The organism is Flavobacterium sp. DW-iso2 (genome assembly GCF_058725285.1).
Genome location: NZ_JBZXDY010000006.1, coordinates 40,635 through 53,095, shown reverse-complemented (window position 1 = coordinate 53,095; position 12,461 = coordinate 40,635). Strand labels below are relative to the sequence as shown.

Here is a 12,461-nt window from a genome sequence, read left to right as displayed (position 1 = left end):
TTTGTTTTAGTACCGCTTTATTGAGATCAGTTTTCATTTAAAAAACACCTTTTTATTTTTTCGTGTTTTTTATATAAAAAAATATTGATTTTTTATTTTAAAAAATTATCTTTGCACCCTGATAAAAGGGTCTAATCGATACGAATCGGTTAGTTCTATTTCATAAACCTAAATAGCTATTTAATAAATACATAAGTAATGTCAAAAGTAATAGGAAAAGTTGCCCAAATCATTGGCCCAGTAGTTGACGTAGTTTTCAACGGCGTAGATGTTGAACTTCCAAAAATTTATGATTCGTTAGAAATCACAAAAAAAGATGGTACTTTATTAGTGCTTGAAGTACAATCTCACATTGGTGAAAACACCGTTCGTACCATTTCGATGGACTCAACAGATGGTTTGAGTAGAGGTTATGAAGTAGTTGGAACAGGAAATCCTATCCAAATGCCGATTGGTGCTGATGTTTACGGTCGTTTATTCAACGTAATCGGAGATGCAATCGATGGTCTAGGAAACTTGCCAAAAACAGGAGAAAACGGAATGTCAATTCACCGTCAAGCTCCTAAATTCGAGGATCTATCAACTTCATCTGAAGTGTTATTCACAGGTATTAAAGTAATTGATTTAATTGAGCCTTACTCAAAAGGGGGTAAAATTGGATTGTTCGGTGGTGCAGGTGTTGGTAAAACAGTGTTGATCCAAGAGTTGATTAACAATATCGCAAAAGGTCACGGTGGACTTTCTGTATTCGCAGGAGTAGGAGAAAGAACACGTGAAGGAAATGACTTACTTCGTGAGATGTTAGAGTCAGGAATTATAAAATACGGTGATGAATTCATGCACTCTATGGAAAATGGAGGATGGGATTTATCTAAAGTAGATATGCCAGGAATGAGAGAGTCTAAAGCTACTTTCGTTTTCGGACAAATGAATGAGCCACCTGGAGCTCGTGCTCGTGTAGCACTTTCAGGACTATCTATCGCTGAGTATTTCCGTGATGGAGCAGGAACAGATCAAGGGAAAGACGTTTTGTTTTTCGTTGATAATATCTTCCGTTTTACACAAGCAGGTTCTGAGGTTTCGGCACTTTTAGGTCGTATGCCATCTGCAGTAGGATACCAACCAACATTAGCTACCGAAATGGGAGCGATGCAAGAACGTATCACATCTACAAACAAAGGTTCTATTACATCTGTACAAGCGGTTTACGTACCTGCAGATGATTTAACAGATCCAGCACCAGCAACAACTTTTGCTCACCTTGATGCAACTACAGTATTGTCTCGTAAGATTGCTGAGCTTGGTATTTATCCAGCGGTTGATCCGTTAGATTCTACTTCTCGTATCTTAACACCACAAATTCTTGGTGATGAGCATTATGACTGTGCACAAAGAGTAAAAGAGATTCTTCAAAAATACAAACAATTGCAAGATATTATTGCGATTCTAGGTATGGAAGAATTATCGGAAGAAGATAAATTAGCGGTTTCTAGAGCACGTCGTGTTCAACGTTTCTTATCTCAACCATTCCATGTTGCAGAGCAATTTACAGGTTTAAAAGGAGTTTTAGTTGATATCAAAGACACTATCAAAGGATTTAATATGATTATCGATGGTGAGTTAGATCACCTACCAGAATCAGCTTTTAACCTTAAAGGTACTATTGAAGAAGCTATCGAAGCTGGAGAAAAAATGTTAGCGGAAGCATAAAACAAGCAAAGCTTGATAAACTCAAAAAAATAAAATTCCAAATTCCAACAATTGGGATTTGGAATTTAAAATTTGGAATTTTAAAAATTATGATTTTAGAAATAGTATCACCGGAAGCATCATTGTTCAAAGGAGAAATAACTTCAATATCTGTACCTGGTGTTGATGGAAGTTTTCAAATTTTAAATAATCACGCGCCTATAGTTTCATTACTTCAAAAAGGAACGGTAAGTATTACTGCTCCAAGTTTAGTGTTTAGTAAAGAAGTAGTTGCTTTGTTTACGAAAGTAGATGATCAAAATTACACTTTATCTATTTCATCTGGAACGTTAGAAATGAAAGACAATAAAGTAATTGTTTTAGTTGACTAGGACAATTCTAAATAAAGTAAAAAAGCCAAACAGTACTGTTTGGCTTTTTTTTTGGAGCTATTCCGGCTTTTCGTTGCAATCTTTTGCCCCGATAAAAATCGGGACAAAAGGATTTTCACTGCAATCCGGGCTAAAAAAAATAGTGCTTGAATTAAGGGATAAATTTCTAAATTTGACCATATGGAATTACCGCAAAATCTTACTCAAAAATTAATTGTTCGCGAAGCAGAAAATGCGCTTAGGATATTACCAAAAGCAACTGCTTTGACAGACTTTAATTCTAATGATTATATTGGTTTTTCTAAATCAAGGGACATTTTCAATGCCACACATCAGTATTTAGTTGATCATAGGTTTACTCAAAATGGAGCAACAGGTTCCCGGTTAATTTCAGGAAATCATCCGTTATACCAAACAACCGAAAATTCTATTGCCCAGTTTCATCAATCAGACGCTGCTTTACTATTTAATTCTGGTTACGACGCTAATGTGGGTTTTTTCAGTTCTGTTCCTCAAAAAGGAGATCTGATAGTATATGACGAACTCTGTCACGCTTCTATTCGGGACGGAATTAGCCTTTCTAATGCTAAAGCGTATAAGTTTACTCATAATGACTTTGAAGCGCTCGAAAAGTTAATTCAGCGCAATCTTGGCGTTACTATTTATATTGTTACTGAAAGTGTTTTCTCCATGGATGGCGACACGCCTAATCTTGAAGAATTAATTGCTGTTTCTAATAAATACAATTGCTTTTTGGTTATTGATGAAGCGCATGCATTAGGTGTTTTTGGAGATAATGGCGAAGGACTGATTCAAATGTTGAATTTGCAAGAGTATGTTTTTGCCAGAATCATGACGTTCGGAAAAGGATTGGGTTGTCATGGAGCCGTTGTCTTAGGTTCTTCTGATCTTAAAAGCTATTTAGTGAATTTTGCGCGAAGCTTTATTTATACCACCGCTTTATCACCACATTCGGTAGCCACGATTTTAATGGCGTATCAGTCTTTGGAAACAGAAAAAGAAAACATTGAAAAACTCCGTCTTAACATCATTCATTTCAATCAACAAAAGAATTTATTAGGTTTAAAACCGTTGTTTGTTCGAAGCAAGTCGGCTATTCAATCTGCGATTATTCCAGGGAATGCAAATGTAAAAAAAATGGCAAGACAATTTCAGGAAAATGGGTTTGATGTTAAAGCGATACTTTCGCCTACGGTTCCTGAAGGACAGGAGCGACTTCGGTTTTGTTTGCATAGTTATAACACACAGGAAGAAATAACAGAAATATTGAATTTATTAGGTACATTTATTTTTTGCCCACGGATTTAAAATGAGTGATTTATTACATAAAAAAATAACAGAAGATATTTTAAAAGTATATTATGATAGATAAAATCAGTTTGGATATGGGTTTTAGAAAAAATATATCAAAATGCGATGTATTTTGAATTAAAGAATAATAGATATAAAGTTGAAGCGTAAACTCCGATAAAGGTCTATTTAAAGGGTCAATTGATTGGGGAGTATTATTCTGATTTGGTAATTGAGAATAAATCTATAATTGAATTGAAAGCTTGCGAGTTACTTATGAATGTTCACGTTGCGCAATTAATGAATTATCTAAAAGCAATAGAAATTGAAGTTGGACTTTTATTAAATTTTGGTGAAGAGCCATAATTTAAACGTATTATATATACAAACGACAGAAAAAAGAATTTAAATAATAAGTGATAATCTGTAAAATCAGTATTATCCGCGGGCTAATTTATATGAAACTATTTATAACAGGAATCGGAACTGATGTAGGGAAAACGATTGCATCGTCAATCATAACAGAGGCTTTAGAAGCTGATTATTGGAAACCGATCCAAGCGGGTGATTTAGAAAATTCAGACACGCACAAAGTGAAATCTAAAGTTTCAAACAGCAAATCTATATTCCACCCTAATGCGTATGCTTTGAATACAGCTGCAAGTCCACATCTGGCTGCAGAAATTGATAGAATTCCTATCGAATTAGAAAAAATAACGGAACCTACTACGGATAATCATCTCGTTATAGAAGGTGCCGGTGGTGTTTTTGTACCTTTGAATCATTTAGATTGCGTGATTGATTTAATACAGCCCGATTATAAGGTGATTGTAGTTTCTCGCCATTATTTAGGGAGTATAAATCATACCTTACTAACTATTGAAGCTTTGAAAAGTAGAAAGCTACACATTGCTGGAATCATCTTTAGCGGAGACGAGAACAAAGCTACCGAATCAATCATCTTAAGCAAAACAGCAGTGAAGTGTATTGGCAGAATTGAGCAAGAGCCTTATTTTGACCAAAATGTAGTAAAGTATTACGCAGATTTGTTTAGAGACAATCTGAAAAATTTATAATTTAATAATCAGTAAGCTATAGTTAAATGAGCCTATCAGAAAGAGATCAAAAGCATAATTGGCATCCGTATACCCAACATAAAACCGCGCAAGCACATATCGCCATTACAAAAGGGCAAGGAGCTTTGCTTTGGGATGAAGATGGAAAAGAATACATAGATGCTATTGCATCCTGGTGGGTCAATCCTTTTGGGCACAGTAATCCGATCATCGCTGATGCGATTTACAAACAACTTACGACGCTTGAGCATGTTCTTTTTGGCGGGTTTACGCATGAACCGGCAGTTTTATTGTCGGAGAAGTTAACGGCGATATTACCTAAAAACCAACAGAAACTTTTTTATTCTGATAATGGATCTACTGCTGTTGAAATTGCAATTAAAGTAGCCATGCAGTTTTTTTATAATAATGGAATCAAGAAAACTAAGATTATAGCTTTCGAAAATGCTTTTCATGGCGATACTTTTGGTGCTATGGCGGCAAGCGGAATTTCTTTTTTCGTGGAAGCTTTTAAAGACTCCATGATTGAAGTAGTGCGTATTCCGGTGCCAACTGCAGGAAATGAGAAGCAAAGTATTGAAACGTTAGAAAATTTGGTTGCCACCAAGGAATATGCTGCATTTATTTTTGAGCCTTTGGTTCAAGGTGCGGCAGGGATGGTGATGTACGAAGCATCCGAATTAGATAAACTGATTTCTATTTGCAAAAAACACCAAGTCTTTACTATCGCGGATGAAGTGATGACGGGTTTTGGTAAAACGGGTCGAAATTTTGCCAGTAATTATCTTCAAGAATCGCCAGACATGATGTGTCTATCTAAAGCGCTGACTGGTGGAGCGATTCCAATGGCGATTACAAGTTTTACTCAAGAAATATTTGATGGTTTTTATGATGAAGATGTGAATAAAGCCCTTTTTCATGGTCATACTTTTACGGCTAACCCAACGGGTTGTGCTGCGGCTTTGGCGAGCTTGAAACTATTGGAAACTGATGAAATGCAACATAATATTGCTCGAATTAATAAAAGTCATTTGAGTTTTATTAATCGTGTTGAATCCCATCCGAAAGTGGTTACAACGCGAGTATTAGGTGTTATTTTTGCCTTAGAAATAAAAACCGAGAGTGTAGCTAGTTATTACGGATCGTTGCGCAACAAACTCTATAATTTCTTTATTGAAAACGGAATTATCCTGCGTCCAGTAGGTAATATAATTTACATTTTGCCGCCTTATGTTATTACCGATGCACAATTGCAAAAAGTGTACGATGTAGTCGAGAATGCGTTGGAAATAGTCTAATTTTTTTAACAATAAGGTACGCTTCGACTTTATTATTTTTACAGAACCATTGTGAACTTTGCAGAAAACTTTGCGACCTTTGCGGCTAAATAAAATATTTTGTCAAAAACAATTTCCATAACGGCTATAGCTTCCATTTCTCCATTAGGCAATGATTCAAAAACGGTTTGGGAGAAATACCAAATTTCAGATCATTGTTTTACGGAGCATGATTTAGATGGTTCAAAGACTCTAGTTGCGAAGCTCAATGAAAATTCAAATGAAGCAGTTTCTTTATTGAAACAGTCGGATGTTAAATACAAGTTTCTCGACAAGTCTGTTTTATATGCAATGGCTGCTTCGCGTATAGCAATTAAAAATGCAGGTTGGAATCCAGACGATGTGTTCGGAATTAATATTGGTTCTTCTCGCGGTGCGACGGATTTATTCGAAAAACACCATCAGGAGTATTTAGAAACCGGTAAAGCTCAAACCTTAGCTTCGCCAACAACTACCTTAGGGAATATTTCTTCTTGGGTGGCTCATGATTTACAAAGTACAGGCCCAGAAATCTCACACTCAATCACTTGTTCGACGGCGTTGCATGCTGTTTTAAATGGGGTGGCTTGGTTAAAAGCAGGTATGGCTGATAAATTTCTGGTGGGAGGAAGCGAAGCGCCTTTAACCGACTTTACCATTGCGCAAATGCGGGCATTGAAAATATATTCCAGAAGTGACGAGGACTTCCCTAATCGCGCATTGGATTTAGATAAAACCCAAAACACCATGATTCTGGGTGAAGGTGCAGCTGTTTGCTGTCTCGAAATAGGAAGAAAGGAAAATGCCGTGGCTTATGTAGAAGCTATAGGATATGGTACTGAAATTTTAGAACATAACATATCCATTTCTGCGGAAGCAACTTGTTTTCAAAAATCAATGAAAATGGCCCTGCAAAATACAGATCCTTCTGAAGTCGATGTGATCGTGATGCATGCTCCGGGAACTATAAAGGGCGATTTGTCCGAATATAAAGCGATCGGGATTGTCTTTGGCGAAAGCCTACCGTTGCTCACGACTAATAAGTGGAAAATAGGACACACTTTTGGGGCTTCGGGGATGTTGAGTTTAGAATTAGCGATCCTGATGATGCAACATGATACCTTTATTGGAGTTCCTTTTGCAAAAGCGCAAATTCAAACCAAATCCATTAAGAAAGTGATGGTAAATGCAGTAGGTTTTGGTGGTAATGCGGTGAGTATTTTGTTGTCTTTGTAAGCTATATTGAATCGCTTTCTAAATCTTTCACTTTCTCGTAAACTAAATTGCTCTCGAATCCCCGCCTAAGTAGGTAATCGCAAAATTTCTTTCGCTTTTTTAACGAATTGGTTTCTCGAATGGTCTCCCAATGCCTTTCGGCCAAGGAATGAAAAGTAGCAGTATATTCTTCTGTAGTAATTTCTTTGAGTGCTAAATTGATATTATAGGTCGAAATCTTTCGGAACTTTAATTCGTTTACAATTCTAATATTTCCCCAGTGCTTGATACGATGCTTTCCCCTAGCAAAACTGCAGGCAAAGCGACTTTCGTTAAGGAAATTAGAACCAATCAGATAAACAATAATTTCATCAATTTCTTGTGAATCCAGTTTCATACTCCATAATTTAGAGACTACTTCTTCGTGACAACGTTCTTGATAGGCACAATAATGCTCAATTTTGTTTGTAGCCTCTTTTATGGAATATACTTCCTTCATTTTTAATTTTTGAAGTGGGGAAATTAAGTATTTCTAGTCAATATAGGGTACTAGTTGCTATATTAAATTGATGTGTTCAGGGAAAAAATTTCTTTACTTACTGTCAATAAATTACGAGTTTTTGATGGAAAATGGATTGTAAAATAATGTATATCAGTTTTTTTAGCTGATTTTAATACAAGATGACGACCTTGTTTTATTTTTTATGGAGTTTTTACCTTTTAAAAGAAATGATTTCTATAGGTGTTTCGGCTAAAAATCTTGGTTCATTTTAATTAGTAAATTAGAAAGGTTATGGAAACCCGATTGCGAAAACGTGGGGTTTTTATGAGATTGTAATTGCACAATAGGCCATTAATTCAAGAGATTTTTTTTGTGGCGCACTTCTAATTATTGGAGATTACGAAAAAGGTCTTAATGCAGTTATAATATTAGGCTAATTTAATTTTAGTGTCCAATGTCGTTTCTGGTCTATTAATTTTTGCAGTAGACCTTCATGGTAATGCTTTTAGTAGAGGGTAATAACAACTCTGTTTTTGTTTAAACGGGTTCTTTTATCAAGGAAATAATTTTCATTTAGTGCTGTTGTTTGGGATTTTATTTGGCAGCTATGTGTTTGAAAACTAACGTTTTTAGGCAGTTCATTTTTTTATAGTAGGAAAAAGAGCTCTTTGGCGAGGAAAAAAGTAGATTGACGACTAAATTTTTTTAGCCTATTGATATTTCTTTTATTTATCAATAATTGGAGTGCCTAATCTCTTAATCTGCTGTATGAATATGAAGACAACTTTACTCAAGACTAATTTTTTTCTTTTTGTTTTGTTTTTGTTTGCAAATGGTATGTTTTCTCAATCAGTTGGGGATTATCGCTCTACAGGATCTGGAAATTGGACAAGTCTTGCAAGTTGGCAATATTTTAATGGGGCTACTTGGGCATTGCCTTCAGGGACTGAGCCTCAAGGCTTTCCTGGGCAATTTGCAGGAGCAGGAATTGTGACAATCCAAAACGGCCATTCAATTACAATTAATAGTAGTACGCCAAACGATTTTGGTGGATTGGTTGTTGGACAAGGGAGTTTAAGTAATTTAATCGTAGGTGCTGATGTTGATGTAAGGACTTTAAATCTAAAAATAGATGCTTCGGCTTTAGTGCAGTTTTCTGGGAATAATTTTATTCGGTTCCCTGAAAAAACGAGTATTGTAATAAATTCTCCTGGAAAATTCGATAATGGAGGAACATGTAATAATAATGTTGCTGTTTATATTGGAACTGTAAAGTTTGCAGTATGTAAAGGTTCGGGGAATGCAGAACTTACTTTTGATCAAATAAATCAAGGTGGTGGTACAATTACAGCTGTTGCAAGCTCCAATTCACCAGTTTGTCAAAACGAGATTGTTAATTTAGTATGCTCTTTTTCTGGAACTGCTGGTACGACCGTTGCGAACGGCGGTACAACTGGGGTTAATTATTCTTGGTCAATTAAAGCACCAGATGATACGATTACAACTAGTATCGCGCAAAATCCAAGTTTTACAGCTAGTCAGTCTGGTACTTATTTAGCTACTTTAAATACTAGTACCTTTTACGGAAGTACTGTGTATACTACTTCTAATACTATTTCGGTAATTGTAAATGCTTCACCGATTATTACTTTACAACCCATAAATGAGCTAGATTGTGAGGGTAGTATCGTTAACTTTAAGATTATAGCTTCTGGAACGGATCTAACATACACTTGGTTTTATAAAAGGCCAACGGATACAAGTTTTATAATGCTTTCTGGTGTAGTTAGTAATACAACTTATCCAGATACACCGATAAACAATGAAATTAGGTTGGCAAACGTTGGAAGTGCTCAGTATCCAAGTGGAACACAATTTCAGGTAGTTGTATCAAATGGAACTTGTAGTGTTACTGCAAATACGGTTGTTCTTTCAGTAAATGAAATTGTAGCCATCACTTCACCGGTCCTTACACCTTCTCAATCTGTATTAGATGTAAAACTTTGTTATGGGTCTAATTATTCTTATACGGCAGTAATTTCAAACCCATCCAATGGTCTTGTTACGTACCAATGGAAAAGTCAAATTCCATCTGGGTCTTGGAATAATGTTGTAGACGGGTCTCATTTTTCAGGAGCAACAACTGCTACCTTGAACATAATAAATGGTAGTCCATCTGAATCAGCCAAATATCGAGTAGATATTGTTTATAATAGGACGGGGGGTAATTGTAGTGTGAGTAGTTTTGGAAAAGTTAGGTTATTAACTTTTTACCCTTTATTAACGACTCCAGTTACAACTATTTCTCAACCAGATTGTATCACAAATACAGGTACTATTACGGTAACGGTGCAAAGTGCAACTGACGTTTATAGTTTTGATAATGGACAGAACTATCAAGCTTCGAATTTTAAAACAGGATTAATTCCAGTAACCTATCAGATAGTTGTTAAAAATATTGGCGGTTGTGTTTCTGCAGTTAGTAATAGTGTAGTAAACGCATCTGTTACTTCTACATGGAGTGGTTCATGGTCGCCAAGCGCACCAACAATAAACGATGCAATTGTTTTTGATGGTAATTACTCTTCGTCATCAGATTTAGTAGGTTGTTCTTGTCAAGTAAATACTGGAAGAACGGTGGTTTTTAATCCAGGCCATACCTTAAAAGTGACTAATCAAGTTGCAATTTTAGGAAGTGGAACACTTACTTTTTTGGATAAGGCAAGTTTAGTACAAGAAAAAGAAGTGCTTAGTACTCCCAATTCAGGAAATATTACGTACCAAAGGATAACAAATACGGGAGTTCGTAACACAGATTATACCTATTGGTCTACTCCAGTATCACCTTTGAAGTTGGGTGGTGCAGGTGGAATTTCGTATAATCCTTCGAGCCTTGCTGGCAGCATATTCTATTCCTATTTTGTAAATGCAACCTCAGAAGATTGGAAAAGTGAATCGGCTGCTACTACAATGGTTACTGGGCAAGGATATATTATTAGAGGTCCAGGACCAATATCAGTAAATCCGCTCTCTTTTTTAGAAGCTACATTTGTAGGAGTGCCAAATAATGGAAATATTTCTATTACAGTCAATAATCCAAACGCATCTTATCTTTTGGGTAATCCTTATCCTTCAGCTATCGACGCCGATACTTTTTTGGAGATTAATTCGGATATCCTAAATGGAACTCTTTATTTTTGGACTCATAACACAATGATCGGTGTAGGAGTTTCCAATCCTGGTACAGGTGCTTTTGCTTATTCTGGTGACGATTATGCATCTTATAATTTAACTGGAGGAGTAGGGATAGAGAAAGGAGGAGTAAAAGCTACTAGTGATTTAAATTCAGTTCCAGTTATTCCTACTGGAAAAATAGGGGCGTGTCAAGGTTTCATTGCGTCAAGTAAAGCAGCTGGATCTATTGTATTTAATAACAGTATGCGAGTATCTGGCACATCAGGAAACAACGCTCAGTTTTTCAAGCAAAGCAATGTCAATGGAAATGCTCCTAAGGTCATTGAAAAAAATCGTATTTGGTTAGACTTATTCAATGAACAAGGTGCTTTTAAACAAACTTTAGTTGGTTATGTAAATGGAGCTACAAATGATATTGATAGCGCATATGATGGAGAAACTAATGATGGTCAGGAGTTTGTAGATTTTTATAGCGTTAGTCAAGACAAAAATTTAGTAATTCAAGGTAGAGCTTTGCCTTTCGATGAAAATGATAGAGTTCCTTTAGGGTATAGGAGTGCCATTGATGGTGATTTTACCATTAATATTGACCAAACCGATGGCTTTTTCTCTAATCAAGATGTTTTTTTAGAAGATAAGTTAATGAGTACGATCACTAATTTAAAAAGAGATAACTATACTTTTAATACAACATCAGGGGTGTTTAATGACCGTTTTGTGCTGCGCTATACTAATAAAACATTAGGGACAAAAGATGTTGATTTATTAGGCGAAACAATTTTTATTTCTAATAAAAATAAAGAGATAAAAATAAGTTCTTTACTTGATGCGATCGATTCAGTATTAATCTATGATGTTTCGGGCAAGCAGATTTATAAAAAAATAAAAGTGAACAGTAACCAATTATTGGTAAATAGTTTGCCTTTTGGAAAAGGTGTGCTTTTAGTAAAAGTGATACTAGAAAATGGGAAGAGCATTACTCAAAAAATTCTTTACTAAGTTATTATATAATAGCGATACTTTAGGTTCTATTTTTCTTCTTCTTAATTCCCTCCTTTTTTAAGGAGAATTCTATAAGTATTAGAGTATATGATTTCACGAATCTTTATTTTAAAACCTACTTAGAATTGATTCTTTTTTTGAGAATATTATGCTGCTACAGGGGTTTTAAAACTGGTTTTTACATTATGAAAAATAGTGATTTAGTATCTGGAAAATCATTTCGGTGAGTTGCATTTGTTTTTTTATAATACAGCCTCCACGAACAAGTATTTAATCGGTTTTTCTTGTATTTAATCGATTAAATTGTATTGTTTGTAGAGCGACCAACGATATTGCACGAATATAATAGATTTTAAATTTTCTGAAGAAAAACCAAGAGCATTTATAAGAAATCATTTGTTAAAAATTAGCCCAAATTTTTGAAAATACCACATGAATAAAAATTACTTTACGCTTAAAAACTACATATTTTTGTTGTTTTTTTTAACGCTATCCAATTATTCGGCACATGCAAATTGTTTTTTTGCTGATGTCGAAACTACTCCCAGAGCAACTAAATCGTTTCGTGTCGACAATACAAATGATTTAGGAATGAGTTATTCTTGCACCGCAGGTCAAAATTGGGCTGTGAATGTGGTCAAAAGATTTGACTATACTTTTAGTTTTTCTAAAACCTTTGGTGGTAATGAAAATCCCACGGTTTGTGATACAATGAATACAGGAGGTGCTGCTTTGTCTTATCACATTTCAACAAAAATTTAAA

At 35.3% G+C, this 12,461-nt stretch carries 10 protein-coding genes; 9 read left to right on the top strand and 1 reads right to left on the bottom strand.

Going from position 1 to position 12,461, the window contains the following annotated elements; all coding sequences use genetic code 11:
- Positions 1-198: 198 nt before the first annotated feature.
- From atpD to AC4PRO_RS05845, 7 genes are all read left to right on the top strand, one after another.
- Positions 199-1,710: a F0F1 ATP synthase subunit beta gene (gene atpD / locus AC4PRO_RS05875; RefSeq protein ID WP_074720025.1), complete on the top strand. Its 1,512-nt coding sequence runs from the start codon at positions 199-201 to the stop codon at positions 1,708-1,710.
- A gap of 89 nt (positions 1,711-1,799) precedes the next feature.
- Positions 1,800-2,081: a F0F1 ATP synthase subunit delta/epsilon gene (locus tag AC4PRO_RS05870; RefSeq protein WP_074720023.1), complete on the top strand. Its 282-nt coding sequence runs from the start codon at positions 1,800-1,802 to the stop codon at positions 2,079-2,081.
- Positions 2,082-2,261: 180 nt separating this feature from the next.
- Entirely contained in the window at positions 2,262-3,410 is a 1,149-nt protein-coding gene (locus tag AC4PRO_RS05865; RefSeq protein WP_492116666.1) for an aminotransferase class I/II-fold pyridoxal phosphate-dependent enzyme, read from the top strand.
- Between the two features lie 183 nt (positions 3,411-3,593).
- Positions 3,594-3,758, top strand: a complete 165-nt coding sequence (locus AC4PRO_RS05860; protein ID WP_492116665.1) for a GxxExxY protein — start codon at positions 3,594-3,596, stop codon at positions 3,756-3,758.
- A 92-nt stretch (positions 3,759-3,850) separates the two neighbouring features.
- The gene (gene bioD, locus AC4PRO_RS05855) at positions 3,851-4,468 is read left to right on the top strand and encodes a dethiobiotin synthase (RefSeq protein ID WP_492116664.1); all 618 of its coding nucleotides are present in this window, start codon (positions 3,851-3,853) and stop codon (positions 4,466-4,468) included.
- A 26-nt stretch (positions 4,469-4,494) separates the two neighbouring features.
- Complete coding sequence (gene bioA, locus AC4PRO_RS05850) at positions 4,495-5,766, top strand: adenosylmethionine--8-amino-7-oxononanoate transaminase (protein WP_492116663.1); 1,272 nt, start codon at positions 4,495-4,497, stop codon at positions 5,764-5,766.
- 99 nt (positions 5,767-5,865) lie between these two features.
- Positions 5,866-7,020 carry a beta-ketoacyl synthase N-terminal-like domain-containing protein gene (locus AC4PRO_RS05845; RefSeq protein WP_492116662.1) on the top strand — a complete coding sequence of 385 codons (1,155 nt, stop codon included), beginning with the start codon at positions 5,866-5,868 and terminating at the stop codon, positions 7,018-7,020.
- Position 7,021: 1 nt separating this feature from the next.
- On the opposite strand, the gene AC4PRO_RS05840 is transcribed toward AC4PRO_RS05845, so the two are convergent.
- Positions 7,022-7,498, bottom strand: a complete 477-nt coding sequence (locus AC4PRO_RS05840; protein WP_074720012.1) for a regulatory protein RecX — start codon at positions 7,496-7,498, stop codon at positions 7,022-7,024.
- Between the two features lie 771 nt (positions 7,499-8,269).
- Between AC4PRO_RS05840 and AC4PRO_RS05835 the strand changes: the two genes are divergently transcribed.
- Positions 8,270-11,695: a DUF8693 domain-containing protein gene (locus tag AC4PRO_RS05835; RefSeq protein WP_492116661.1), complete on the top strand. Its 3,426-nt coding sequence runs from the start codon at positions 8,270-8,272 to the stop codon at positions 11,693-11,695.
- Positions 11,696-12,130: 435 nt separating this feature from the next.
- The gene (locus tag AC4PRO_RS05830; RefSeq protein ID WP_492116660.1) at positions 12,131-12,460 is read left to right on the top strand and encodes a DUF8695 domain-containing protein; all 330 of its coding nucleotides are present in this window, start codon (positions 12,131-12,133) and stop codon (positions 12,458-12,460) included.
- The last annotated feature ends 1 nt before the right edge of the window (position 12,461 follow it).

What these genes read in the sequence shown, in the direction of transcription:
- atpD (WP_074720025.1), top strand. Translation starts at nt 199, where the DNA reads ATGTCAAAAGTAATAGGAAAAGTTGCCCAAATCATTGGCCCAGTAGTT.
- AC4PRO_RS05870 (WP_074720023.1), top strand. Translation starts at nt 1,800, where the DNA reads ATGATTTTAGAAATAGTATCACCGGAAGCATCATTGTTCAAAGGAGAA.
- AC4PRO_RS05865 (WP_492116666.1), top strand. Translation starts at nt 2,262, where the DNA reads ATGGAATTACCGCAAAATCTTACTCAAAAATTAATTGTTCGCGAAGCA.
- bioD (WP_492116664.1), top strand. Translation starts at nt 3,851, where the DNA reads ATGAAACTATTTATAACAGGAATCGGAACTGATGTAGGGAAAACGATT.
- bioA (WP_492116663.1), top strand. Translation starts at nt 4,495, where the DNA reads ATGAGCCTATCAGAAAGAGATCAAAAGCATAATTGGCATCCGTATACC.
- AC4PRO_RS05840 (WP_074720012.1), bottom strand. Translation starts at nt 7,498, where the DNA reads ATGAAGGAAGTATATTCCATAAAAGAGGCTACAAACAAAATTGAGCAT.
- AC4PRO_RS05835 (WP_492116661.1), top strand. Translation starts at nt 8,270, where the DNA reads ATGAATATGAAGACAACTTTACTCAAGACTAATTTTTTTCTTTTTGTT.
- AC4PRO_RS05830 (WP_492116660.1), top strand. Translation starts at nt 12,131, where the DNA reads ATGAATAAAAATTACTTTACGCTTAAAAACTACATATTTTTGTTGTTT.